The 25,555-nt window shown below is 72.2% G+C and carries 22 protein-coding genes; 18 read left to right on the top strand and 4 right to left on the bottom strand.

What is annotated here, in order from left to right:
• Positions 1-7 precede the first annotated feature (7 nt).
• The 5 genes from ABH920_RS40710 (at position 8) to ABH920_RS40690 (ending at position 4,649) form a co-directional block, all read left to right on the top strand.
• Positions 8-829, top strand: coding sequence for a MerR family transcriptional regulator (locus tag ABH920_RS40710; RefSeq protein ID WP_370354662.1), 822 nt, complete (start codon positions 8-10; stop codon positions 827-829).
• A gap of 615 nt (positions 830-1,444) precedes the next feature.
• A complete protein-coding gene (locus tag ABH920_RS40705; protein ID WP_370354661.1) occupies positions 1,445-3,184 on the top strand; it encodes an MFS transporter in 1,740 nt (579 codons plus the stop codon).
• 184 nt (positions 3,185-3,368) lie between these two features.
• Positions 3,369-3,824 (top strand): MarR family winged helix-turn-helix transcriptional regulator, encoded by a 456-nt coding sequence (locus ABH920_RS40700; RefSeq protein ID WP_370354660.1) that lies wholly within the window; start codon positions 3,369-3,371, stop codon positions 3,822-3,824.
• A gap of 112 nt (positions 3,825-3,936) precedes the next feature.
• The gene (locus tag ABH920_RS40695) at positions 3,937-4,143 is read left to right on the top strand and encodes a hypothetical protein (protein ID WP_370354659.1); all 207 of its coding nucleotides are present in this window, start codon (positions 3,937-3,939) and stop codon (positions 4,141-4,143) included.
• Complete coding sequence (locus tag ABH920_RS40690) at positions 4,143-4,649, top strand: histidine phosphatase family protein (protein WP_370354658.1); 507 nt, start codon at positions 4,143-4,145, stop codon at positions 4,647-4,649. Before ABH920_RS40695 ends, ABH920_RS40690 begins: the two co-directional genes overlap by 1 nt.
• A gap of 5 nt (positions 4,650-4,654) precedes the next feature.
• Here the strand turns inward: ABH920_RS40690 and serB are convergent, their stop codons facing one another.
• Positions 4,655-6,040, bottom strand: coding sequence for a phosphoserine phosphatase SerB (gene serB, locus ABH920_RS40685; RefSeq protein ID WP_370354657.1), 1,386 nt, complete (start codon positions 6,038-6,040; stop codon positions 4,655-4,657).
• A 134-nt stretch (positions 6,041-6,174) separates the two neighbouring features.
• Between serB and ABH920_RS40680 the strand changes: the two genes are divergently transcribed.
• Complete coding sequence (locus ABH920_RS40680) at positions 6,175-6,618, top strand: DUF3592 domain-containing protein (protein WP_370354656.1); 444 nt, start codon at positions 6,175-6,177, stop codon at positions 6,616-6,618.
• 8 nt (positions 6,619-6,626) lie between these two features.
• Here ABH920_RS40680 and ABH920_RS40675 read toward each other — a convergent pair whose 3' ends face one another.
• Positions 6,627-7,403, bottom strand: coding sequence for a hypothetical protein (locus tag ABH920_RS40675; protein WP_370354655.1), 777 nt, complete (start codon positions 7,401-7,403; stop codon positions 6,627-6,629).
• 144 nt (positions 7,404-7,547) lie between these two features.
• Between ABH920_RS40675 and ABH920_RS40670 the strand changes: the two genes are divergently transcribed.
• The 3 genes from ABH920_RS40670 to ABH920_RS40660 all read left to right on the top strand — a co-directional run bounded on the left by ABH920_RS40670 (position 7,548) and on the right by ABH920_RS40660 (position 10,096).
• On the top strand, positions 7,548-8,387 hold the full coding sequence (locus ABH920_RS40670; RefSeq protein WP_370354654.1) for an ABC transporter ATP-binding protein: 840 nt from the start codon (positions 7,548-7,550) through the stop codon (positions 8,385-8,387).
• Positions 8,388-8,453: 66 nt separating this feature from the next.
• Positions 8,454-8,873, top strand: coding sequence for an NfeD family protein (locus tag ABH920_RS40665; RefSeq protein WP_370354653.1), 420 nt, complete (start codon positions 8,454-8,456; stop codon positions 8,871-8,873).
• Between the two features lie 173 nt (positions 8,874-9,046).
• Positions 9,047-10,096 carry an SPFH domain-containing protein gene (locus ABH920_RS40660; protein WP_370354652.1) on the top strand — a complete coding sequence of 350 codons (1,050 nt, stop codon included), beginning with the start codon at positions 9,047-9,049 and terminating at the stop codon, positions 10,094-10,096.
• Between the two features lie 78 nt (positions 10,097-10,174).
• On the opposite strand, the gene ABH920_RS40655 is transcribed toward ABH920_RS40660, so the two are convergent.
• Positions 10,175-11,158: a DMT family transporter gene (locus ABH920_RS40655; protein WP_370354651.1), complete on the bottom strand. Its 984-nt coding sequence runs from the start codon at positions 11,156-11,158 to the stop codon at positions 10,175-10,177.
• A gap of 265 nt (positions 11,159-11,423) precedes the next feature.
• On the opposite strand from ABH920_RS40655, the gene ABH920_RS40650 reads away from it, so the two are divergent.
• The 9 genes from ABH920_RS40650 (at position 11,424) to ABH920_RS40610 (ending at position 23,691) form a co-directional block, all read left to right on the top strand.
• Positions 11,424-12,239 (top strand): sulfite exporter TauE/SafE family protein, encoded by an 816-nt coding sequence (locus tag ABH920_RS40650; protein WP_370354650.1) that lies wholly within the window; start codon positions 11,424-11,426, stop codon positions 12,237-12,239.
• A 340-nt stretch (positions 12,240-12,579) separates the two neighbouring features.
• Positions 12,580-13,014, top strand: coding sequence for a GNAT family N-acetyltransferase (locus ABH920_RS40645; RefSeq protein ID WP_194918475.1), 435 nt, complete (start codon positions 12,580-12,582; stop codon positions 13,012-13,014).
• Positions 13,015-13,269: 255 nt separating this feature from the next.
• Positions 13,270-14,556: a precorrin-6Y C5,15-methyltransferase (decarboxylating) subunit CbiT gene (locus tag ABH920_RS40640; RefSeq protein ID WP_370354649.1), complete on the top strand. Its 1,287-nt coding sequence runs from the start codon at positions 13,270-13,272 to the stop codon at positions 14,554-14,556.
• A 725-nt stretch (positions 14,557-15,281) separates the two neighbouring features.
• A complete protein-coding gene (cobT, locus tag ABH920_RS40635) occupies positions 15,282-19,082 on the top strand; it encodes a nicotinate-nucleotide--dimethylbenzimidazole phosphoribosyltransferase (protein WP_370354648.1) in 3,801 nt (1,266 codons plus the stop codon).
• A gap of 54 nt (positions 19,083-19,136) precedes the next feature.
• Positions 19,137-20,354, top strand: a complete 1,218-nt coding sequence (gene cobA, locus ABH920_RS40630; protein ID WP_370354647.1) for a uroporphyrinogen-III C-methyltransferase — start codon at positions 19,137-19,139, stop codon at positions 20,352-20,354.
• Between the two features lie 92 nt (positions 20,355-20,446).
• The gene (locus tag ABH920_RS40625) at positions 20,447-21,112 is read left to right on the top strand and encodes a hypothetical protein (RefSeq protein ID WP_370354646.1); all 666 of its coding nucleotides are present in this window, start codon (positions 20,447-20,449) and stop codon (positions 21,110-21,112) included.
• A gap of 84 nt (positions 21,113-21,196) precedes the next feature.
• Positions 21,197-22,210, top strand: coding sequence for an aldo/keto reductase (locus tag ABH920_RS40620; protein ID WP_370354645.1), 1,014 nt, complete (start codon positions 21,197-21,199; stop codon positions 22,208-22,210).
• 15 nt (positions 22,211-22,225) lie between these two features.
• A complete protein-coding gene (locus ABH920_RS40615; RefSeq protein WP_370354732.1) occupies positions 22,226-22,813 on the top strand; it encodes a TetR/AcrR family transcriptional regulator in 588 nt (195 codons plus the stop codon).
• 71 nt (positions 22,814-22,884) lie between these two features.
• A complete protein-coding gene (locus tag ABH920_RS40610) occupies positions 22,885-23,691 on the top strand; it encodes a TrmH family RNA methyltransferase (RefSeq protein WP_370354644.1) in 807 nt (268 codons plus the stop codon).
• Between the two features lie 289 nt (positions 23,692-23,980).
• Here ABH920_RS40610 and ABH920_RS40605 read toward each other — a convergent pair whose 3' ends face one another.
• A complete protein-coding gene (locus ABH920_RS40605; RefSeq protein WP_370354643.1) occupies positions 23,981-24,433 on the bottom strand; it encodes a WhiB family transcriptional regulator in 453 nt (150 codons plus the stop codon).
• Positions 24,434-25,555 lie beyond the last annotated feature (1,122 nt).

The raw sequence follows: 25,555 nt of genomic DNA, 5'->3' as shown, positions 1-25,555 counted from the left end.
AATCGCGATGCCCGACGACGAACTGCTGACCAGCGGCGAGTTCAGCCGCCGCTCACGGCTCTCGCCCAAGGCGCTCCGCCTGTACGAGCAGCAGGGCCTGCTGGTCCCCGACGAGGTCGACGCCGCCAACCGCTACCGCCGCTACCGCGTCGGCACCCTGGCCGACGCCCGCCTGATCGTCTGGCTTCGCCGCCTGGACATGCCCCTGCCCGACGTGGCACGCGTCCTGGCAGCCCCGCCGCCCGAGCGCGACGCGCTGATCGCGACGTACTGGGACGAGGCGGAAGCGAAGTTCGCGGCCCAGCGCTGGCTGGCGGCGCGCGTCCGCGAAACGGTGTCCGGCCACGAAGGAGGCCTGACCATGACCCAGGAAATCCACACCCGCGACATCCCGGCCCAACTCGTCCTGACGGAGCAACGCCACCTCACCCCCGAAGAACTCCCCACCTGGATCAGCCAGGCGATGATGCGCCTCCTGACCGCCGCCGGCCCGGCAGGCGGCCCCGCCGGGAACCCCTTCGTGATCTACCACGGCGAAATCAACCACGACAGCGACGGCCCCGCAGAAGTCTGCATTCCCGTGGACCCGACCCGCGCCGCCGCCCTGACCACCCCGACCCGCGAGGAACCGGCCCACCGCGAGGCCTACCTGCGCATCACGAAGGCGCAGGTCGCGTTCCCGCAGATCCTCTCGGCCTTCGACGCGGTGGCCCGCTGGGTCACCACCAACGACCACACCGCCACCCTCTCTCCGCGCGAGGTCTACTTCACCGACTGGGACGCGGCGGGGCCGGACGACGAGGTGTGCGACATCGCGTACCCGATCTAGGTGCGGGGCGGCCGGCCGCGGAGGGGGCGGTCGGCCGCTTCTGGGGGAGGACCGGGTCGCGCGACGCCATTCCGCGCACTGCCAACAAAGCATCGGCGCCGAAGCAGCTGCGTTCGCCCACCGCAGCCGCGCCCGACTCGCAAATCTGCCGCCGCCGAGCCGCCGAGCCGCCGAGCCGCCGAGCCGCCGAGCCGGTGTGCCGCCGAGCACCTAGTGAGCCGACTTCGAGATTTGCCAGCGCAATTACGGCGGTGTGCCCTCGCTCGACCTGCGCGTTGGTGCAGAACTCGACTCACATGGTGTCGGCGAATCTCGAAGTCGGCTCACTAGCCGGCCGCTGCGCGACTCGCGCCGGTGCTCGGTTGCCGACCGCCTTACCTTCTGCCGAGCCGGCCTCGGGTCGCGTTGCCGAGCGGGTGCGGCAGCGCGCCGCCGAGCTTGCGCATAAGACATAAGAGAGGTCGAGTCCCACGTTGTCGCGGCTCGCCCGAGCACCGCGTTCGCGTGCCCGCCGCGCATCGCCCCGCCAGTCGTCATACCTGTCTTGCCAGCCCTCCTCGCTACCCATAAACTTAGCGTGCCTAAACTATGTAAATGACAAAAGGGCGGGGCGGTATGACTGCGACACAAGCTTCCAGCGCGACTGGGAAGGCCGTCCGCGGGCCCGACCATCCGCACTACAAGTGGGTGGCGCTGTCCAACACCACGTTGGGCATGCTGATCGCGACCATCAACTCCTCCATAGTCCTGATCTCGCTTCCTGCCATCTTCAACGGCATCAAGCTCGATCCGTTGCAGCCGTCGAACGTCAGCTACCTGCTGTGGATGCTGATGGGCTACATGCTCGTCACCGCCGTGTTCGTGGTGGCGCTGGGGCGGCTCGGGGACATGTTCGGGCGGGTCAAGATCTACAACTCCGGGTTCCTGGTCTTCACCGTCTGCTCGATCGCGCTGTCGCTTGACCCGTTCCATGGTGCGACCGGGGCTTTGTGGCTCATCGGGTGGCGGGTGTTCCAGGCCATCGGCGGGGCGATGCTGATGGCGAACTCGGCGGCGATCATCACCGACGCGTTCCCGGCCGCGCAGCGCGGTATGGCGCTGGGGATCAACATCGTCGCCGCGATCGCCGGGTCGTTCATCGGTCTGGTGCTCGGTGGTGCGCTGTCGGAGTGGAACTGGCGCACGGTGTTCTGGGTGAACGTGCCCATCGGGCTGATCGGCACGGTGTGGGCCTACAAGTCGCTGCACGACACCGGCGTCCGACAAAAGGCCCGCATCGACTGGTGGGGCAACCTCACCTTCGCCCTGGGTCTGACCTCGCTGCTCGCCGGCATCACCTACGGCATCCAGCCCTACGGCGGCCACACCCAGGGCTGGACGAACCCCTGGGTCGACGCCGGGCTGATCGGCGGTGTCGTGCTGATCGTCGTGTTCTGTGTCATCGAGGCGAAGATCTCCGATCCGATGCTGCCGATGACGTTGTTCAAGAATCGCGACTTCAGTACCGGCAACCTCGCCAACCTGCTCGGCGCGATCGCGCGCGGCGGCCTGCAGTTCATGCTGATCATCTGGCTGCAGGGCATCTGGCTGCCGCTGCACGGCTACGACTACAAGGACACGCCGCTGTGGGCGGGCATCTACATGATCCCGCTGACGCTCGGCTTCCTCGCCGCCGGGCCGATCGCCGGGCACCTGTCCGACAAATTCGGGCCGCGGGTCTTCGCCGCCGGGGGTCTGGTGGCGATGGCGGTCTCGTTCGCCGGCCTGCTCCTGATACCTACGGACTTCTCCTACTGGGTGTTCGCCCTACTCATATTCCTCAACGGCATCGGCGGCGGGCTGTTCTCCGCGCCGAACACCTCGCTGATCATGTCCAGCGTGCCGACGCGGATGCGCGGGGCGGCCTCCGGGGCTCGGGCGACGTTCATGAACGCCGGCATGGTGCTCTCCATGGGCATCTTCTTCTCGCTCATGGTCGCCGGCCTGTCCAGTTCGCTGCCGCACACCCTGTCCAGCGGCCTCACCGCGCAGGGGGTGCCGGCCGGGACCGCGACGCAGATCTCGCACCTGCCACCGGTGGCGACGCTGTTCGCCGCCTTCCTCGGCTACAACCCCATGCAGCAGCTGCTCGGCCCCTCGACGCTGCACGCCCTGCCCGCCGCCAACGCGCAGACCCTGACCGGCCGGGAGTTCTTCCCCCACCTCATCTCCGGCCCCTTCCACGACGGTCTGATGGTCGTGTTCTGGCTCGCCATCGCGATGGCGGTGATCGGGGCGGTGGCCTCGGCGCTGCCCGGGCAGGCGAAGCCGGAGGAGGAGACGGCCGCCGGACAGAGCGCGGCGGCGACCGCCTGACGGCGGGTCCCACGCCGGTGAGCCGGGTCCCACGTGGGACCCGCGGCGTGGGACCGGCCTGTGGCGCCGGGGGTCGGTAGATTGTGAGTCGGGCAATGTGTTTCACTGTGCCCCACTTCCGCCTCACCGCACCGACACCCATCCGACGTCGCCGGCTCAGTCCCGCGCTCCTGTGAAGGACCCGATGAACTCATCGCCGACCCAGCCCGACACCGAGGTAGCCGCCCGCCTGCGGGTGGCGCTGGGGCGTCTGAACAGGCAGCTGCTGCAACGACAGTCCGAGGCGAGCTTCGCCCAGCTGTCCGCGCTCTTCGTGATCGAGAAGTGGGCCCCGATCCGGATCGGGGACCTGGCGCAGCGCGAGAAGGTGGCCGCGCCGTCGATGACCCGCACGCTCAGCGGCCTGGTCGCGGCCGGCTGGGTGCAGCGCGAGCCGGACCCGGACGACGGCCGCTCCTTCATGGTCACCCTGACGCCCGGCGGCGAGGCGCTGATCACCAAGGTGCGCAAGCAGCGGACCGCGGCGCTCGTGCAGGGCATGGAGCGGCTGACCGGCGCGCAGCTGGAGGCGCTGCAGGCCGCCGTGCCGGTGCTGGAGCAGCTGGCCGACGAGGTCGAGCCGAAGCAGCGCCTGAGCTGAAGCGCGCAGCGGCGAAGCAGTGAAGCAGCACCTGAGCTGAACGAAACGATGAACGGCGCCACGACGGGACCCCGCAGGCGTCCGCCCGGACAACGATGCGACACTGGGCAGCATGACGGCAGCAAGTGACGAGCCCACGGTCTCCGTGCCAGAGATTTCAGTGCCCGAAACGCCGGCCGAGGCCGAGTGGCCGCCGCGCGAGTGGCGCGAGGCACAGCGCGGCGCCGGCGCGACCAGCATGTACCGGCTCCTGGGCCTGATCGCCCTGATCATGGTGATCCTGGTGGCGGTGTCCTTCTGGGGCCTGGCCAACGGCTGATGCGGCACACCCTGATCCTGCTCCGGCATGCCAAGTCCGAGTGGCCCGACGGCGTCGCCGACCACGACCGCCCGCTCACCGCGCGCGGCCGCCGCGACGCGCCGCGCACCGGCGCGTGGCTGGTGGAGAACGGCCGCGTGCCGGACCGGGCCGCGGTCTCGACCGCGCTGCGCACGCAGGAGACCTACGAGCTCGCGGCGGAGGCGTTCCCGGCCAGCCCGGAAGTCGTCCTCCGGGACGACCTCTACGCCGCCTCGGCGGGCGAGATGCTGGAAGTGATCCGCGAGACGCCCGAGGGCATCGGCACCCTGATGATCGTCTCGCACAACCCCGGGACCCAGTACCTGGCGCTGGCGCTCGCCGACGCGGCGAACCCGGAGCTGGTCACGAAGGTCCACGCCGGCTACCCGACGAACACGCTGACCGTGCTCGAGTTCGACGGCGCCTGGGCCACGCTGGACCCGGCCGGGGCCTCGATCGTGGCGGTGGAGTCCCCGCGCGGCTGAGCCGCTCAGGCCGCGGGCTGCACTCGGGCCGACGCCGACGCAGGCCCCGAGGTCGACCCTGACTCCGAGGCCGACCCCGACTCCAAGGTCGGTCCCGAGGCCGACGCGGAGGCAGCCCCCGAACCCGAACCCGAACCCGACCGAGCGGCGGCCTCCGCGGGCGCGGTCTCTATCGCCTCTTCCGAAGCGTCCGCGACCTCGACCTCCTCGCGGGTGATCCCCAGCAGATACAGGATCGTGTCCAGGAACGGCACGTTCACCGCCGTGTCCGCCTGCTCCCGCACCACCGGCTTGGCGTTGAACGCCACCCCGAGCCCGGCGGCGGCCAGCATGTCCAGGTCGTTGGCCCCGTCGCCGATCGCCACGGTGTCGGTCACCGGGATCCCGGCCGACTCCGCGAACTCCCGCAGCGCCGCGGCCTTGCCCGCGCGGTCCACGATCGCCCCGACCACCCGGCCGGTGAGCCGGCCGTCGGCGCCGATCTCCAGGGTGTTGGCCAGCGCGAAGTCCAGGCCGAGCTCGTCCCGCAGCGAGTCGGTGACGTGCGTGAACCCGCCGGAGACGATGCCGACCAGGTAGCCCAGCCGCTTCAGCGTCCGGACCAGCGTGCGGGCGCCGGGCATCAGCCGGACCGAGGCGCGCACGTCCTCCAGCGCGCCGGCGTCGAGCCCTTCGAGCAGGGCCACGCGCTCGCGGAGCGACCCGGCGAAGTCCAGTTCCCCGCGCATCGCGCGCTGGGTGATCCCGGCGACCGCGTCCAGGCATCCGGCGCGGGCCGCGAGTTCTTCGATGACCTCGCCCTCGATCAGCGTGGAGTCGACGTCCATCACCACCAGCCGCTTGGCCCGGCGGCTCAGGCCGGCCGGCTGCACCGCGATGTCCGCGTGCTGCTCGGTCGCGACCCGGGCCAGCCGCTCGCGCAGCAGGTCGGGTTCGGCGCCGGAGACGTCGAGCTCGATCGCGGTCACCGGGTACTTGGCCAGCCGCACGATGCGGTCGATGTTGCCGTGGCACTCGGCGATCTCGTGCGCCAGCGCCTCCATCGCGGCCGCCTTCAGCGGGGCGCCCAGTACGGTGACGTGCGTGCGGCCATCGCGGCGCTTGCGGTTGTCGCCGAGGCCGGTGACCACCTCGACGTCGAGCTTCTCCTTGGCGGCCCACCTGTGCAGGGCCAGGCGCAGCGCGGTGGGGCCGTCGGACTCCGTCGGCGCACCGACGAGCACGGCCAGCACCAGGCGTCCGCGCACCACCACCTGTTCCACGTCCACCACCGGGACGTCGAACGGCTCGAGCGCGGCGAACAGGCTCGCGGTGACCCCGGGACGGTCGGCGCCGTACACGGTGACCAGGACGGTTGCGGCAGGCGGCGGCAGGACGAGCGCGGTGTTCATGGTGTGATCCACGGTACCCGGGGTACGCGGAACGGCCGAGGAGTGTCCGGGTGGTGGGCGGTCCGGTATCCCATACGGGTGATGTCCGGTCTCTAAACAGGTTCACCCCGGGGTGACAGACCTAGCATGGAATCATGGCCGCGGACGACCTGTCCTTCGTCGCCGGGTTCCTCGCCGCGTCCGGGTTGTTCTGGACCGGGGGCGGGGTGCTCTGGCTGTCCGTGTGCGCCCGCAGACTGGCGCGCCTGCGGCTCCGGCTGGTCGGGGTGCCGACGCGGGGCGAGGTGATCGGGATGGTCGTGTCCTGCGACGCCTCCGGGACGGTGCGCAACGCGCCGCGGGTCCGCTACTTCGCGCCGACCGGGCCGCCGGTCGTCACCCGCGCCTACGGCTACCGGCCGCACCAGAGCGTGGCGACCGGGGCCCAGGTGCGGCTCTGGTACGACCCGCTGCGGCCGGAGCGGATCCTGGTCTCGCGCTTCGACCTGAGGCTGCGCGATTGGGTGGAACTACTCGGGGCGCTGGTGGTGCTGGCCATCGGGGTGGCGATGGAGTTCGCCGCGCTGACGATGGGCTGAGCCGGCGATCAGTGCCCGCCGGGCTCCAGGATCGAGTGGTACGCCGCCAACTGCGCCCGCCGCGTCACCCGCTCCAGGCCGACCAGCGCCGAGGCCCGCAGCCGGGACTCCAGCGCCGTGACGCTGCCGCCCTCGTCCTGCTTGGCCAGGTCGGCGATCGCCGCCAGCCGCTGCGCCTGGGTCAGGACCTTGACGGCGCGCGGCGGATACCCCGGCGCCAGTACCGCCTCCGGCGCGCGGCCGTGGCCCCGGATCGCGGCCAGCGACTCGGCCAGCTCCGGACGCCAGCGCGCCACGTCGAGCCGGGCCAGCTCCTCGGCCGCCTCGCGCAGCGCCGCGTTCAGCTCGCGTTCGGCCTCTGACAGCGTCGGCACCGGGGCCGCGCCGCTCTCCACCGGGGTCACCGTCCAGCGCACCGCGTGCCCGCGGTCGCCGTCCGGGCCGTAGCCGGCCACCGACGGCACGATGCCCAGCGCCGGCCCGTCGGTCAGCACCGCCTCGCCGACCTCGATCGCCGCCTGGTTGAAGGCGGCCGGGCCCTTCAGCCCCAGCGGGTCGCCGGGCCGGGGCAGCGCCAGCCGCAAGCCCGTGACGCCGGCGGCGCGCAGCCGGCCCAGCGCGACGGTCCAGCTCACCTCGGCGTCCTCGCCCGGCACGCCGGCCACCCGGTGCGGCTCGTCGCCGTCCGCGCGGACCTGTTCGGCGGCCGAGTCCAGACTGGTGTGCCCGGACAGCCACGCGTTCCCCCACGCCACGAGGCGCCCGGACCGGTGTTCGCTCAGCATGACCACCAGGGTACGTCGCGGCGCCCACGCGGTGATCCGGCGCACATGTCGTGGGGCGACCGCAGGCCCGAAGCGGACACGTCGGTGGCCTAAGCTAGGCGCGCGAAGATCGAGGCCTGCAGCGTGAGGAAACTGGTGCCGAACATGACCACCGATGCCCTGTCCGTCGACGCTGACAGCGTCCTCGACCTCGACAGTGTTCTCCACTTGGTGGACGTATCCGTGGTCCGGGAGGGCCGCAAGCTGCTGGACGCCGTGAACTGGACGGTCGGCGAGGGCGAGCGCTGGGTGGTGCTCGGGCCGAACGGCGCCGGCAAGACCACGGTGCTGAACATCGCGGCCACCTCGCTGTTCCCGACCGCCGGCGCGGTGGGCATTCTCGGCGAGCGGATGGGCGCGGTCGACGTCTTCGAACTCCGTCCGCGCATCGGCTACTCCTCGGCCGCCGTCTCCGAGCGGCTGCCGCGCGGCGAGACGGTGCGCGACGTGGTGATGACCGCCTCCTACGGCATGGTCGGCCGCTGGCGCGAGAAGTACGACGAGGCCGACGCCCAGCGCGCCGACGACCTGCTGGCCTGGTGGGGCATGGCCGAGTTCGGCAAGCGCACCTTCGGCACGCTGTCCGAGGGCGAGCGCAAGCGCGCCCTGATCGCCCGCGCGCTGATGGCCGACCCGGAACTGCTGCTGCTCGACGAGCCGGCCGCCGGCCTGGACCTCGGCGGCCGCGAGGACCTGGTGCGCCGGCTGTCGGGGCTGGCCTCGGACCCGTACGCGCCGGTCACGATCCTGGTCACGCACCACGTCGAGGAGATCCCGCCGGGCTTCTCGCACATCCTGCTGGTGCGCGCCGGCGCGGTGGTGGCGGCCGGGCCGATCGAGACCTCGCTGACCTCCGAGAACCTGACCACCACGTTCGGGCTGCCGCTGAGCGTGGAGCGCTACCAGACCCCCTCCGGCGACCGCTGGTACGCCCGCGCGGTCTGACGTCCGCCACCGCGCGCCCTCTGACAGGGGTTTGATAGCCGCTTCGGCTTCCGTAGCATGGGTTCCATGGACGCGATGGTGTGGGCGATCGTTGCGGCCGTGCTGATCCTGCTGGAGCTGACCACGACCACGTTGGTGTTCGTGATGCTCGGGATCGGGGCGGCGGCCGCCGCGATCGCCGCCGGGGCCGGCGGGAACGTGGTCGTGCAGTTCGCGGCCTTCGGTGCGGTCTCCGTCGCCACGCTGGTCTTCGCCCGCCCCACCGCGATGAAGCGGCTGCACGGCGGGCCCGAGCACCGCCAGGGCACCGACACGCTGATCGGGCGCGAGGCCGTCGTCGTGGAGAAGGTCGACGCCCACGACGGCAGAGTTCGGATATCCGGCGAGATCTGGAGTGCCCGCGCCTACGACGGGCAGACTGAATACGAGGTCGGAGACCGCGTCGACGTCGCGCAGATCGAAGGTGCCACCGCACTCGTTCTCTAGGCGGCGCCTGGGATTCCGCTTGCCCTTGTGCGGGCAGGACTGTTCACGACGGACCTCGACTGAACTGTGTGTGCGCTATGCCTTCGCGGGCCTAAGATCGAGCACTGTCACCGGGGGGTGCTTGTCGCCCCCTGCCTGCCGGACATCGATGTTGTTATGGAGGAGGAGTCGACATGGTCACCACGATCGTCGTCCTCGTCGTGATCGCCGCGGTCATCGCGGCGAGCTTGTTCCAGTCCGTGCGCATAGTCGGGCAGGGGACCGTCGCCGTCATCGAGCGCTTCGGCCGCTACACCCGCACCCTGACGCCGGGCCTGCGGATCCTGATGCCGGTGGTGGACCGGGTGCGCGCCATCATCGACGTGCGCGAGCAGGTCGTGCCGTTCCCCCCGCAGCCGGTGATCACCCAGGACAACCTGACGGTCTCGATCGACACCGTCATCTACTTCCAGGTCACCGACGCCCGCGCGGCGGTCTACCAGATCACCAACTACATCCAGGCGATAGAACAGCTGACGGTCACCACGCTCCGCAACATCGTCGGCGGCATGGACCTGGAGCGCACCCTGACCAGCCGCGACTACATCAACAACGAGCTGCGCGGCGTCCTGGACCAGGTGACCGGCAACTGGGGCATCCGCGTCTCCCGGGTCGAGCTGAAGGCGGTGGAGCCGCCGGCCTCGATCCAGGACTCGATGGAGAAGCAGATGCGCGCCGACCGGGACCGCCGCGCCGCGATCCTGTCGGCTGAGGGCTTCAAGCAGTCGCAGATCCTCACCGCCGAGGGCGAGAAGCAGGCCGCGGTGCTGCGCGCCGAAGGTGAGGCCAAGGCGCGCGCGCTCCAGGCCGAGGGCGAGGCGGCGGCGATCCGCAAGGTCTTCGACGCCATCCACGAGGGCAACGCCGACAACCAGGTGATGGCCTACCAGTACCTCCAGCAGCTGCCGAAGATCGCCGCGGGCGACAGCAACAAGCTGTGGATCATCCCCAGCGAGTTCGGCAAGGCGCTGGAGAACGTCGGCGGCGCGTTGGGCCGGTTCGGCCAGGCGCCGGCGATGCCCGGCGTGCCGGCCGCGGAGCCGGTGGCGGCCAACGGCAACGCGCTGGGGCCGAGCGCCGAGGCGTCCCCGAAGGGGCCGGCGCCGCGCCAGGACCGGCCGCCGCGCCAGCGGGGGACGTCGAGCCCGGCGGACGACGTGTTCTTCAACCAGGACGAGGACTGAGGTAACTGAGGTAGTCGAGAGGGCGCGGGGCCGGTCTGAGGACCGGCCCCGCGCCTTTTCCCATGGCGGCCTCACTTCTTAACCAGCGGGGCGCGTCCGGACTTGCCACGTCTCGGCGCCGACCGATACCGCGAGCAGCGCCGCGCCGAGCATGCCGACCGCGGTGAGCCGGTCGCCGAGCAGCGCGACGGCCAGGATCGTGCCGGTCAGCGGTTCCAGCAGGGCCGTGACGGTTCCGGTGCTCGCCGCCGCTTCGCGCAGGCCGATGAAGTAGCAGCCGTAGGCGATGGCGGTCGGGACGAGGCCGAAGACTGCCAGGAGGCCGAGGGCGGCGGGCCGTGGCGTGAATCCGGCGCCGGTGGTGATTTCGGAGGTGCCGAGGAGTGCCAGGCCGCCGAGGGTGAAGCTGTAGCCGGTCATCGTGATCTCGTCCAGGCCCGGGACCGGGTCTTTGCCGAGCAGGCTGATCGCGGAGAAGCCCGCCGCGCTGGTGATCGCGCACAGGGCGCCGAGGGCGAGATGCGTGGCGGTGATGCCGCGCGGGGGTTCGCCGACCAGCAGGCCGAGGCCGGCCACCGCCAGTGAGACGGTGGCCGCGACCCGGACGTCCAGCCGCCGCCGGCCGGTCGCCTGCTCGAACGCGACGACCAGCAGGGGCGCGGCGCCGATGGTGAGGAGTGTGGCCAGGCTGACGTCGGTCAGGGCGACCGCCGCGAAGTAGCAGGCCTGGAAGCCCGCCGAGAGCGCGCCCATGACGCCGACGCGGGTCCAGGCCGCGCGGCCCCGGACGAGTCCTGGTCGGGCCGCCGAGGCGCCGGCGACCGGCAGCGGTCCGGAGTGACCGGCGGCGGCGCCCGGCAGCCGTCCGGACTGCGCGGCGGTGCCGCTGTCTCGCAGCCGTCCGCGTCCAGTGGCGGTCGCGAACAAGATGAGCAGTGCGCCGCCGATCGACAGCCGGTAGCCGGCCACGGCGGTGGGGGACAGGTGCGCGTGCAGCGCGAGCAGCCGGCCGGTGAGACCGCCGGTGCCCCAGAGCACGCCGGAAAAGACAAGGTAGATCAAGGGATCGCTCCTGCGACGAAGGAAAAGAGGAATCAGTCGCGGGAAGCGGGGACGTGCCACTCACACCGGTCGGCTCAACACGCCGACCGGCGGTTCCTGACGATCAGGTCGACCCCGCTTCAGGATCCCGGCGGCGGGGTGACCGGGAACAACCGGTGCACGGTTAGCGATCCTAACTACTGGACGGCGCGTAGCCAACCGATCTTTCCCCGCTACGCTCGATCATCGGCCACGGCGCGTCGGCCAGGGCACGAAGGAGGCAGCGGTGGGCATCGGCGAGGTGGCGGCGCTCCTCGGCGTGGGCATGGCGGCCGGCACGATCAACACGGTCGTCGGCTCCGGCACCCTCGTGACCTTCCCGACTCTGCTCGCCTTCGGTTACAGCCCGGTCGTCGCGAACGTCACCAATACCGTCGGTTTGGTACCCGGTTCGCTGTCCGGAATCCACGGCTACCGCGCGGAGATCGCCGAGTTCCGGGCCGTCGGCGGCCGGCGCCTGACCCGCCTGGTGCTCGCCTCTATGCTCGGGGCCGCGATCGGCGCGCTGCTGCTGTTCCTGCTGCCCGCCAAGGCGTTCAAGGCGATCGTGCCGGCGCTGATCGCGCTGGCGTTGGTGCTGATCATCGTCCAGCCGCGGCTGTCGAAGCGGATCGCGGCGCGCCGGGAGGCGCGGGAGAGCGCGGGGGTGGCGGACGGCGCCCGCCAGGGCTGGGGCGTGCTGCTGGCCGTGTTCGGCAGCGGGATGTACGGCGGCTACTTCGGCGCCGCGCAGGGCGTGCTGCTGATGGCGATTCTCGGCCTGACGTACAGCGACCGCCTGCAGGTGCTCAACGGCGTCAAGAACGTGCTGGCCTGTGTGGTGAACGCGATCGCGGCCGTGGTGTTCATCACGGTCGGCGCGCTCGGCCTCGGCGGCTCCCAGCATCCGTCGGTGCGCTGGGGCGCGGCCCTGGCGATCGCGGTCGGTGCGCTGGTCGGCGGGAAGATCGGGGCGAGCGTGGGCCGGCGGCTGCCGCCGAAGGTGCTCAGGGGCCTGATCATCGTGGTGGGGCTGGTCGCCATCGGATCGATGGTGCTCTGAACCGGTTTGCCGCCGATGCATAACCGCACAACCGGCCGCACTTCGACGCATAGGTGATCTTCACCGAATTGGCAGTGTATCCAGCTGATACTACCTATGCTGGAGGCGGTACCGGCGGCGTGCCGCACGTGCATGGCGTCCGTGCACCTGGGTCAGTATTCTGCCCGTGACGGGGGTCACGGGTCTGACAGTTCGGGGGCGGGACCACCGGGGATCGGCGAACAAGATCGACACAGATCTTCAAGGACCAACACAGAACGGCACCAACGGCGCGGCGGCTCGCCGCGTCACCACTCCATCCGGTGCTCCGGCGCCGGCAGGCCCGTTTCGGAGATTCGTCTTGGGCAAGGTCTCCTACCGCTACGCGCACATCGAGGATCTCGACGCGCCGACCATCTACGCCCTGCTGCGGCTGCGGCAGGAGGTCTTCATCGTCGAGTGGGGCAGCTCGCACCTGGACATCGACGGCCGGGACACCGAGCCCTCCAGCGTGCACCTGTGGGCCGAGCGCGACGGAGACGTGCTGGCCGCCCTGCGCGTGGTTCAGGAGTCCGACGACACCCTGCGGATAGAACGCCTCGCCACCCGCTTCGGCGCGCGCGGCCGCGGCATCGCCGGACGGCTGCTGGACTACGCGGTGAAGATGGCCGGCGAGCGCAGACTCCTGATCGACGTCCCCACCGCCCTGGAGCCGTGGGCCGAGCGCTTCGGCTTCGCCAGGGCCGGCGACCCCTTCATCGCCGAGGGTGTCCAGCAGGTGACCATGGCTCACTGATGCACGTGCCTTTGCACGTGCACCACCGGTCCCGGCGCGGGGGCCGGCGCGCGATGAGATCCGCGCCACGGCCGAACGGGGATGTTCGCTCCCCCGATTCGCCCCGATTCGCCGGATTCGCCGCCTCACTTGTGGAACAGGCGGTGTTAGTGTGCGTTGACGTTCCTACAGTCGTAATGCGGAGGACCACTCCATGGCCGATCCACGGCGCGTCCCCAGCTTCGCCGTGCCAGCCGCGTCGGCCGAGGGATCGGCGTGACCGCCGGCCGGCACGGGGCGGCGGGGTCGGCGATAGCCCAGGCAGCGGCGGCGGTCGCGGTCGTCGGGTACGACGGATCGCTGCCGGGACCGGTGGTCCGCCGGGTGCTGGAATCCTCCGAACTCGTCGTGGGCGTCGCACGCCATCTCGACGGCATCGGGGTGCCCGAGCACGTGCGGCGCATCCTGCTGGGCGATGACAACCGCCTGGCCTACGCCCGCCTCACCGCGCACCTGGGCGACCCCAAGGCGGGGCCGGCGGTCGTGGTGACGGCCGGCGACCCCGGGTTCTTCGGGGTGCTGCGCGATCTGCGGGAATCAGGCTTCGAAGTCGTCGGGTACCCGGCGCCCGGCCCGGTGGCCGCGACGCTGGGCCGGCTCGGGCTGCCGTGGGACGACGCGGTCGTGGTCTGCGTGACCGACGACCGCTCGCTGCAGCGCGCCGCCAACACCGCCCGCGCGCACCCGAAGGTGGCCATCGTGGCCTCCCCGGAGTTCACGCCGAACCGGGTCGCCGCGGCCCTGCGCGGGGCCGAGCGGGTCTTCATCGTGGCCCAGCACCTCGGCGAGGCCGACGAGCGGATCGAGCGGCTCTCGCCCACCGAGGCGGCCGGCCGCGTGGTCTGGGGCGCCGCCGACGCGATCCTGGTGCTGGACGAGGAGCGGCTGAGCCCGGACTCGCCGCACGACCCGCGCTGGGGCGCCGGCTGGGTGTCGGCGTGGGCCGGGCCGTCCTCGGGCTGGGCGGTGCCGGACAACGCGTTCGTGGCCCGCGGCCCGCAGGTGCTCCCCGCTGAAGTCAGGGCCTTGATACTGGCGCGGCTGGCCCCGCGGCTGGGCGCGATGATCTGGGAGGTCGCGGCCGGGGCCGGGGCGCTGGCCGTGGAGTGCGCGCGGCTGGGCGCCGCGGTGATCGCCGTGGACCGCGATCCGGACGCCTGCGAGCGGATATCGCTGAACGCGGTGATGCACGGCGTGGACGTCGAGGTGGTCAGCGGACCGGCGCCGACCGCGCTGGCCACGCTGCCCCGGCCGGACGCGGTCTTCGTGGGCACCGAGCGGGCCGACATCGTGCGGTCCTGCGCCACCACCGGCGCGCGCACCGTCGTCACCGCGGTGACCGCCCTGGACCGGCTGCCGGCCATCCGGCAGGCGCTGCGGCTGGGCGACCGCCGGGTGGACGGCGTGCAGTTGCAGGCCTCGCGTCTGGCTCCCCGACCGGGGGACGCGCTCCGCCTGGCCCCGGCGGCGCCGGTATTCGTTCTTTGGGGTGAGCTTGGGTGACGGACCGGGCTTTTTAGTCAACCCGATCAGGGGCTGCGTATGCTCTTCCGGGCCGCGCGCGGCCGTTCACAAGCAATACTTGGCAGCGCCCACGCGAACGCAAACCCCCGCTGACAAGGGGGACACGGGGAAACGGGAGCGGGATACGAACCATGGTATGGAACGACAGGATCGAGGAACCCACGGTGACCGGTGCCGACGATTTCGGGCGTGAAGGCTCCGGGAGGGCGCCGTTCGAGGGCGATTTCCCTCCCGGCGCCGGGCCCTACGACGACAACGCGCCGACCGCCGAGTTCAGCAGGCTGGTGTTCGACGACGACGGTGCCGGCGATTTCCCGGGGCCGCGTAACGGTTCTGCGGGACCGGGTGGGCCCGGGGGGCCTGGGGGACCCGGCGGGCCTGGCGGCGGTCGTGGTGGCGCGGGTGGCGCCGGCGGCGGCCAGGGTGGGCCCGGCGGTCCGGCCGGCCCCGGCGGTCCTGGTGGTCCTGGTGGTCCTGGCGGACCTGGCCCCGGTATGCGGATGCGCGACGGCCAAGAGCCGCGCGGCGCGTTCGGCGGACCGGAGCAGGGTCGGCGCGGGGGTGGCGGTCCTGGCGGACCCGGTGGCGTTTCCGGCGGTCCTGGTGGGCCCGGTGGTCTTGGCGGACCGCAGGGTCCGGATTCGGCGAATCGTCCGACCCGTCCGATCCGTCCGCGTCCGGCCGGTGCGCCGGGCGGGCCCGCGGTGCCGCCCGGATCGGTGTTCCGCGACCAGCCGCCGAACGGCCCGCGCGGTCCGGTGGACGGCGCGCGCGGCCTGGGCGACCCCGGCCGTCCGCAGCGTCCGGTGATGCCCTCGATGCAACCGCCGCCGGGCCGCGGCCCGCAGCCCGGCCCCCGGAATCAGGGTTCTGAGAACCGCGGCAACTTCGGCGTCCCGCAGCAGCGCGACTCGAATGCCGACTCCGGCCCCACGCCCCGCCGCTCGCCGGGCGCGCGCGGCGCCGAGGCGCTGCGCCAGGCCCAGCAGTTCGACGTGTTCCGCCGCGACCCGGTGGTCCCGCAGCAGGCGTCCCCGGCCGACGGCAACGACTTCGACGAGGCCGCCGACCGCACCGCCCTGCCGCGCGACCCCCGCGACCCGCGCGGCCAGGTCGACATCAGCGTCTTCGACGCCCCGGAGACGCCCGAGCGCCCCGGCTTCGACCTGCGCGCACCCCTCCGTGGCCCGGCCTCCTACGACCAGCCGACGGACATCATCCCGGCGGTCCTCGACGACCCCGGCCATGACTCCTTCGGCCAGCACCCCGGCCAGAACGCCGACTTCGCCGCCGACGAGGCGCCGGGCGGCTTCGGCACGCCGCAGGGCTTCCCGCCCGGGCCGCAGGGATTCGCGGCACCGCAGGCCGAGGAGCAGACGTTCGGCGAGCAGGGCTTCCCGCCGGGACCGCAGGGTTTTGCCGCGCCGCAGGGCGAAGAGCAGGGCTTCCCGGGCGGTGCGCAGGGTTTTGCGGCACCGCAGGGTGATGATCGCGGATTCGGCGAGCAGGGTTTCCCGCCCAGGTCGCAAGGTTTCGGTGCGCCGCAGGGCGAGGACCAGGCGTTCGCTGAGCAGGGTTTCCCGCCCGGGCCGCAGGGCTTCGGTGCGCCGCAGGGTGAAGAGCAGGCATTCGGCGACCAGGGCTTCCCGGGCGGTGAGGACCGCGGGTTCGGCGACCAGGGCTTCCCGCCCGTGAACAACACCGGATTCGGTGCCCCGCAAGGCTTCCCGCCGGCCGGCGCGCCCGGGTTCGGCGCTCCGCAAGGGTTTCCGCCCGCCGGTGGTACCCAGGGCTTCTCCCCGGTCGGCGGCTTCGGCGCGGACGAGGCTGTTTTCGACGGCCCGCAGTCCGGGCACCCGCCCTTCCCGCCCGCCCCGGGCTTCGGCGAGGCCGAGGAGTCCGGCGGCGATTCCAGCTTCGGCTCGCGCCCGCAGGGCTTCCCGCCGGCCGCCGACGAGGCCGCCTTCCCGCCGGCGCAGGACGCGCACTCCGGGGGCATCGACCCGCAGGCGACGTTCGGCGGCCCGCAGGCCTTCGCGCCGCAGGCCGGTAACGACCCGTCGTTCGGTGCGCGGCCCGGCAACGAGCCGTCGTTCGGTACGCGGCCCGTGGACGAGCCCGTGTTCGGCGCGGCCGTCGAGTCCGGGCAGTCCGCACAGTCTCCGCAGTCCGCCCAGCCCGCGCCGCCGACCCCGGTCTTCGGCGCGCCGGAGGGCGGCATGCCCTCCTTCGGCGACCGTCCGCTGACCCCCAACACCAGCCCCGACTACGGCCTCGGTGCCGCCGGGGCCGCCGAGGCGCAGACCGAGCCCCCGCTCGGCGCGCACCTCGACCCGCCGCGCTTCGAGCCGGCGCCGCCGGTGTTCGACGACCCGAGCGAGGGCGTCGAGTTCGGCGGGGCGGGGGAGGAGCCCGGACCGGTGTTCGCGACCCCGACCGTGGCCATCGCGCCGGTCGAGGACGCGGCGCTCGACGAGGACGCCGACGCCGACGCCGAGCCGGAGATGTTGGTCCCGTGGGCCGCGACCGCCGGGCCGGAATCCGCCGAGGCCGAGGCCGTCGAGCTCGAAGGCCAGATCCAGGGCCAGGGCCAGGTTCAGGGCCAGATCCCGGTCCAGGGCCAGATCCCGGCCCAGGGTCAGATCCCGGCCCAGGGTCAAAGCCAGACCCCCGGCCAGATCCCGGCCCCGCTCCAGGCCGTCGACGACGACCTCTACGACACCGACGACGAGCCCTACGACGATGTCCCCCGCGTCCCCCCGTACGACGACGCCGAACTCGCCGCCGTGCACCGCGTCATCCGCGAACGCCGCGACGTGCGCTCCACGTTCCTCGCCGACCCGATCCCGGACGAAGTCCTCACCCGGGTCCTGGAGGCCGCGCACACCGCGCCGAGCGTCGGCTTCTCCCAGCCCTGGGACTTCCTCGTGCTGCGCAGCCGCGAGACCCGGCAGGCCGTGCACGAACTGGCCGCGCGCCAGCGCGACGCCTACTCCGCCTCGCTGCCCAAGGCGCGGCAGAAGGCGTTCAAGGACCTGAAGATCGAGGCCATCCTCGACACCCCGGTCAACATCGTCGTGACCTGCGACCCGACCCGCGGCGGCCGGCACACGCTGGGCCGGCACTCGCAGCCGCAGATGGCGCCGTACAGCGCCGCGCTGGCGGTGGAGAACCTGTGGCTCGCCGCGCGGGCCGAGGGGCTGGGCGTGGGCTGGGTGTCGTTCTTCGACGAGCGCGAGCTCACCCGGACCCTGGACCTGCCGGACCACCTGTCGGTGGTGGCGTACCTGTGCGTCGGCTTCGTCCACGAGTTCCCGGGCGAGCCGGAGCTGTCCGGCGCCGGCTGGGCCAAGCGGCGGCCGCTGGCCTGGGCCGTGCACGACGAGCAGTACGGCCGGCGCGCGCTGCCCGGCAGCAGCCCGGTGTCGCTGCTGGAGGAGACCCTGGCCGCGATCGCCCCGCTGGACGAGGCCGCCGCCGACGCCGCGCTGGCCCGCCAGGAGGTGATGACCAAGCCGCTCGGCTCGCTGGGCGTCCTGGAGGACGTCTCCGTGCAGCTCACCGGGTTGGCCGGGGTGTTCCCGCCGCCGATTCCGGAGCCCGCCGCGGTCGCGATCTTCGCCGCCGACCACGGCGTACACGCGCAGGGCGTCACGCCCTGGCCGCAGGAGGTCACCGCGCAGATGGTGCTCAACTTCCTGTCGGGCGGGGCCGTGGTCAACGCCTTCGCGCACCAGATCGGCGCCGAGGTGTGCGTGGTGGACGTCGGCGTCAACGCCGACCTGCCGCAGCAGACCGGGCTGGTGCCGCGCAAGATCCGCTACGGCACCGCGGACCTGGCCGAGGGCCCGGCGATGACCCGCGAGGAGGCGCTGACCGCGCTGGAGGTCGGCGTCGAGACCGCGCGCGACCTGGTCGCGGCCGGCAACAAGGTGTTGCTGACCGGCGACATGGGCATCGCGAACACCACCGCGAGCGCGGCGCTGATCGCGGCGTTCACCGGCGCCTCGCCGACCCAGGTCACCGGCTACGGCACCGGGATAGACGAGCAGACCTACGCGCACAAGGTGGACGTCGTGCGCCGGGCCCTGGACCTGCACCGGCCGGACCCGGCGGACCCGCTGGGCGTGCTGGCCGCGGTCGGCGGCCTGGAGCACGCGGCGCTGGCCGGCTTCATCCTGGGCGCGGCCAGCCTGCGGATCCCGGTGATCCTGGACGGCGTGATCGCCGGCGCCGCGGCGCTGGTGGCCCAGGCGCTGGCCCCGGACGCCACCGCGGCCATGGTCGCCGGGCACCGCTCGGCCGAGTCCGGGCACCAGCTCGCGCTGGAGGCCCTGGGCGTGGTCCCGCTGATCGATCTCGAATTGCGGTTGGGGGAGGGCAGCGGAGCGGTGCTGGCTCTACCGTTGGTGCAGGCGGCGGTGCGCGCGCTGCGGGACGTGGCGACTTTCGAGTCGGCCGGCGTCACCGAGCGCGCGGACGAGGACGACGAGAACGCCGCCTAGGCGACCCGCCGACCAGCCGAGCTCCACGCGACCGACACGGGAACCCCACGACTGATGAGCGCCATGACCGACCCCACCTCCGTCTACCCCGCCGCGCTGCGGCTGGCCGGCAGGCCGGTGGTGGTGGTCGGCGCCGGCCCGGTCGCCCAGCGCCGGGTGCTGGGGCTGCTGGACGCCCGCGCCGACGTGCTGGTGATCGCCCCCGAGGCGACGCCGGCCGTGGAGGCGCTGGCCGACGGCGGCGAGATCGTCTGGGAGCGCCGGCCCTACCGGGACGGCGACCTGGCCGCGGCCTGGTACGTGGTGGCCGCCGCCGACGATCCGGCGGTGAACGGCGCGGTGGCGCGCGAGGCCGAGGCCGGCCGGGTGTTCTGCTCCCGGGCCGACTCGGCCGAGGACTCCACGGCGTGGACCCCGGCCGTCGGGCGGCACGACGGCGTCACGGTCGCGGTGATCGGCGGCGGCGACCCGCGGCGGGCCGTGGACGTCCGGGACGGCGTCCTGGAGGGACTGCGCGACGGCACCCTGGCCGCCCCGCACCACCGCGGCCGCACACCGGGCGTGGCGCTGGTCGGCGGCGGGCCCGGGGACCCGGACCTGATCACCGTGCGCGGCCGCCGGCTGCTGGCCGAGGCCGACGTGGTGGTGGCCGACCGGCTCGGGCCGCGCGGGCTGCTGGACGAGCTGGCGCCGGACGTGGAGATCATCGACGCGTCGAAGATCCCTTACGGCCGCGCGCTGGCCCAGGACGCGATCAACGAGATCCTCATCGACCGCGCGAAGGCCGGCAAGTCCGTGGTCCGGCTCAAGGGCGGCGACCCGTTCGTCTTCGGCCGCGGTTTCGAAGAGGTGCTGGCCTGCGCCGAGGCCGGCGTGCCGTGCTCGGTGGTGCCCGGCATCACCAGCTCGATCTCGGTCCCGGCACTGGCCGGGATCCCGGTGACGCACCGCGGCGTCGCGCACGAGTTCACCGTGGTCTCCGGCCACGTCGCCCCGGACCACCCGAAGTCCCTGGTGGACTGGGCCGCCCTGGGCCGGATGACCGGCACGCTGGTGATCCTGATGGGCATCGAGCGGATAGGCGCGATCTCCGCCACTCTGCTGGAGAACGGCCGCGATCCGCAGACCCCGGTCGCGGTGATCCAGGAGGGCACGATGCCCGGCGAACGCCGGGTGCAGACCACGCTCGCGCTGGTCGAGTCCGCGGTCGCCGAGGCCGGGATCCGGCCGCCGGCGATCGTCGTGGTGGGGCCGGTCGTCGCGCTCACCTGAGCGGCGCGGCCCCGGCGCGCTCGGCGGCGCTTCGATTCCTTACATCGGTCTTATTGACCACCGGCTTATCCGCTGCCGGTTGTAATACCGCTATGAGCCAGGATCAGGACCCGATCGACGAGACCCGGCAGTTCGAGCCGGTGGACCCATACAACATCCCGGGTTATGAGCAGCCGCAGCAGCAGTCCTTCGAGCAGCAGCCCTATGGCGCGCCCCAGCCGCAGCGGCCGGGCTTCATGCAGCGTCTGACCCGGCTTGGGCCGCTGAAGCTGGCCGTGCTCGGCACCGCCGGCGTGATCGTGCTCGGCGGGGCGGCCTGGGGCACCACCGCGGCGTTCCAGTCGGGCTCGTCCTCGTCGAACACCGCGGCCGCCGCGCCGGCCACCAGCCAGGACCCGAACCAGGCGCCCGGCGCCGGGGCCACGACCGGCGTGACCGGCCGGCGCGCCAAGGCCCCGAAGCTCGCCCGGATCAAGATCACCCAGATCGGGACCGGCTCCTTCTCCGGACTCGAGGCCAAGGGCAAGGCGGTGACCGTCGACTACGGCGCCAAGACCCGCTTCGGGACCAAGGCGCGTCCGCTCACCTCGGCCGACCTGCAGGTCGGCATGACCGTGACGGTGGCCGGGCCGCTCCAGGGCGACACCATCACGGCCACCGTCGTCGCGGTCCCGGCCAAGGCGGCGAAGGCGCCCGGCACGCCCGGGGACTCCGCGAGCCCGACCGACCCGGCGAGCCCGGTGGGCGGCGCCGCCTGATCCGGGCGGCTCCGGCACCTGCTCTGACAACTGCGTGACTGACAAAACTTGAAATCTGCCAGCTGTCAGTCGTATCGTGGAGCCATGACGACGACTGACAGCCCCTTCACCGCCCGCCGGCTCGGCGCCCAGGGCCCCCAGGTCTTCCCCCTCGGCCTCGGGGCCATGGGCATGTCAGCCCTCTACGGGCCGACCGACCGCGACGAGTCCATCGCCACCGTGCACGCCGCGCTGGACGCCGGCATCACCCTGATCGACACCGGCGACTTCTACGGCATGGGAGACAACGAGCTCCTGCTGGCCGACGCCCTGCGCGGCGTGGACCGCGACCGCTACCAGCTGAGCGTGAAGTTCGGCGCGCAGCGCGACCCGTCCGGGGCCTTCATCGGCTACGACACCAGCCCGAACGCCCTGAAGACGGCGCTGGCGTACTCGCTGCGCCGGCTCGGCGTGGACCACGTCGACGTCTACCGCCCGGCCCGGCTGGACCCGAACGTCCCGATCGAGGAGACCGTCGGCGGGCTGGCCGAGATGGTGCAGGCCGGGTACGTCCGGTACATCGGCCTGTCCGAGGTCGGCGCGGACACGCTGCGCCGGGCCGCGGCCGTGCACCCGATCTCCGACCTGCAGATCGAGTACTCGCTGATCTCCCGCGGCATCGAGGGCACGATCCTGCCGACCGCCCGCGACCTGGGCATCGGGATCACCGCCTACGGCGTGCTGTCCCGCGGCCTGATCAGCGGCCACTGGAGCAAGGACCGCTCCGCCGAGGGCGACTTCCGCTCGGCCTCGCCGCGGTTCCAGGGCGAGAACCTGGACCACAACCTGGCGCTGGTCGAGACGCTGCGCGCGCTCGCCGTGCAGAAGAACGTCTCCGTGGCGCAGCTGGCGATCGCCTGGGTCGCGGCGCAGGGCACGGACATCGTGCCGCTGGTCGGCGCCCGCACCCGGAGCCGCCTTGAGGAGTCGCTGGGTTCCCTCGGGGTCACGCTGACCGCCGACGACCTGGCCGAGATCGAGAAGGCCGTGCCCGCCGGCGCGGCGGCCGGAGACCGGTACGTCGCCGAGCAGATGGCCCACCTCGACTCGGAGAAATAGAGTGCAGCGGTGAGTATGAGTACCAGTGGACCACTGACACCTGAGCGCATCCTGGAAGCGGCGGAGGAGACCCTGCGCCGCTTCGGCCCGGCCAAGACCAGCGTGGTCGACGTCGCGCGGGCGCTCGGGGTCAGCCACGGCTCGGTCTACCGGCACTTCCCGACCAAGGCGGACCTGCGTGACGCCGTGGTCGACCGCTGGCTGGAGCGCATGCACCCCGCGCTGGCGGAGATCGCCGACAGCGCGGGGGACTCCGTCGAGCGCGTGCGGCTGCTGCTGTGGACGCTGGCGGAGACGAAGTGGACCCGGGCGCAGGACGACCCGGAGTTCTTCGCGGCGTTCGCCGAACTCGCCGAGGAGGCGCGCACTCCGGTGGTCGCGCACATCGACTTCGTGGTCGAGCAGCTGACGAAGGTGATCGTCGAGGGCGTGGCGCGCGGGGAGATAGCGGCGGCGGACCCGAAGACCACGGCGCTCGCGGTGTTCGACGCCATGGCCAAGTTCCACAACCCGGCGACGCGCGCGGAGTGGGCGCGGCCGGCCATCGACGAGTCCTTCGCCAACGTCTGGGCGCTGCTGCGCGACGGCCTGCTGCCACGTTAAGGTCCGCGGTCGCGCGCCGGTCGGCCGCGCGATTCCGGTTGAAGCCACCGGATGCGGCAGGATCTACCAGCGTGGGAACCCTGATCGAAGTCACCGACCCGTCCGACCCGCGCCTGCACGACTACTCCGGCCTCACCGACGTCGAGCTGCGCAAGGTCCGCGAACCCGCCGAGGGCTTGTTCCTGGCCGAGGGCGAGAAGGTGATCCGCCGCGCGCTGGCCGCCGGCTACCCGATGCGCTCGACGCTGCTGTCGCCGAAGTGGGTCGAGGCGATGCGGCCGCTGATCGACGACGTCGACGCCCCGGTCTACGTCGGCAGCGAACCGTTGCTGGAGGCGGTGACCGGCTTCCACGTCCACCGCGGCGCCCTGGCCTCGATGCAGCGCACGCCGATCCCGGACGCCGGGGCCGTGCTGGCGAAGGCGCGGCGGGTGGTGGTGATGGAGGACATCGTCAACCACACCAACCTCGGCGCGATCTTCCGCAGCGCGGCGGCGCTGGGCATGGACGCGGCGGTGCTGACCCCGAGCTGTGCCGACCCGCTGTACCGGCGCTCGGTCCGGGTGTCGATGGGGACGGTCTTCGCGCTGCCCTACGCCCGGTTGGACTCCTGGCCCGGCGGTCTCACGACGCTGGCCGAGCACGGCTTCCGGACGATCGCGCTGACCCCGGGCCCGACCGCGATCGACCTGCGGGACCTGCGTTTCGGACCGGAGGACAAGGTGGCGCTGCTGCTGGGGACCGAGGGCGACGGATTGTCGGATCCGGCATTGGCGGCGGCGGAATTGCGGGTGCGGATTCCCATGGCGGCCGGCGTGGATTCGCTGAATGTGGCAGCGGCGGCGGCCGTCGCTTGTTACGCGATCGCCGCGGGCTGAGTTCGCCTATTTCTTGAAGCCGGCGCTTGCATTTTTCTATTGCGGGCGTCGATATCCCCATGCCGGCGCGGACCGACCCGTCGAGCTGCTGCGGAAGACGCCGGGAAAAACCCAGCGCCGGGCGGCCTCCCCGGCCCACCCGGCGCTTGGTTCGTCCAGAGGCTGCACTCTCATGTTCGGGCGAACGCTGTGCTGTGCGGTAAAGCTGTGTCATGCGTTAAGACTGTGTTGTGCGTTAAGACTGTGTTGTGCGGTAAAGCTGTGTCGTGCGGTCGCACTCCGGCGGCGTTCACGCCGCCACTTCGGTCCCCTCCCTGGCCGCCGCCTGCGCGTCGGCGAACCCCCGGTCGCGCTGCGTACCGATCCGGATCGGCACCACCACCGGGCGCGTGCCGGTCGCGGCGCCGCGGCGGCGCCGGGCCTCCTCGGCCCGCTCCAACTCCGTCAGTCCGCCCCAGATGCCGAACTGTTCCGGCAGCGCCAGCGCGTGCTCCAGGCACTGCTGGCGGACCGGGCAGTCGTCGCACACCCGCTTGGCGGACGTCTCCCGCTTCTCCCGTTCCCGGATCCGCTCCGAGTCCGGGGCGAAGAACACCGTCGCGTCCCCGGACTGGCACAGTCCGCGTTCCTGCCAGCCGAGCTTGAGCTCGGCGATCGGCGGAATCCGGGCCGCCGTCCGGGCGGACGACGAGCGAACCGGTATCGGTCCGACGGCTCCTCGTACCGTGGTCTGCTGAGCCATGGTCCGGCTCACCCCCTCCATCTACGTTCCCGCGCACCTGCCAAGACCAACCCGGCTACTCGCACCGCCTCTCAGCTGGCGCCGTCAGCGGCAATGCCGGGTTACGGGTGTAACGGATCACGGGCTTCCCGTGTTCCCGAGAACGAGGCGAAATCTTCTCAGCTCGTTTCGATGAACGGCCCATGTCCGGCACGGGGCGAACGCGTCACGGCACATGCACGCGCGGTTGCACGAGCATCGGCGGATTCACTCGGGAAGGCGGTCTGCGAGCCGCTGGGGGTTCGGATCGCCGCCCCGGGATAAACCCCCGGTAACCGAGAATTCTTCACACGATGTTATAGAGGCTTCGATAGGCCATCTGGCCGCATGACGTCGCCGTCCGTGTCGTCGCGACCCCGCATCGGCAATGTCGGACGGCCGGTTCCCGCGACTGAGGCGCTGAGCGTGGAAGAAGGAGATTTTCCGGCGAATCCCGCTCAAGATCGCAGAGCCCTGATCAGGCTGATCGCTGTTTTCGCAGGTATTCGCCATAGTCCTTTCGGGTGGTTGTACTACCATTGGAGGCTTGTTCGGGTCTAACGTCTGAACCAGCCCTCTGCGACGGCCGGCCACCAGGTCGCCGCCGAGCCGGGCTGCGGTCGGCGCGGGGCCGGGCGCTCCAAGCGCATGGACCGAAGGGTTCAGCCATGCAGGTGGATTCAGGCTCTTCCCCGGGTAAGAAGCCGGCAGGCAACACGGCCTTGAAGGCCTTGCGGCTGTCCCGGCACTGGACGCAGGCGGAATTCGCTGCGGAGTTCGAGAAAGCCTCCCGCGCGCTTGGTAAGGTGCTGTCACTGTCCGTCCGGCAGGTCCGCCGGTGGGAGAGTGAGGATCCGCCGTGTCCGCTCCCGGCGTACCAGCGGGTCCTGGAAGAGGTCTTCGGCGTCTCCGTCGCGCAGATGGGATTCCAGGTCGGATGGTCGGTGCCGTGGGCGCCGCGACCGGAATCGTCACAGCCACCGACCGCCGCCACTGGGCGTGCTCCGGAAGTGGGGCCCGAGGACGACGGTGCAGCTGGGGGAGTCACGCAACACGGACGGATGGCAGGGCTGTGCCGCACGCGGCCCGCCGACCGATCTGGAG

It is taken from the genome of Catenulispora sp. EB89 (assembly GCF_041261445.1).
In the GTDB taxonomy this organism is placed as follows: domain Bacteria; phylum Actinomycetota; class Actinomycetes; order Streptomycetales; family Catenulisporaceae; genus Catenulispora.
This window is presented reverse-complemented; position numbering and strand designations above follow the sequence as displayed.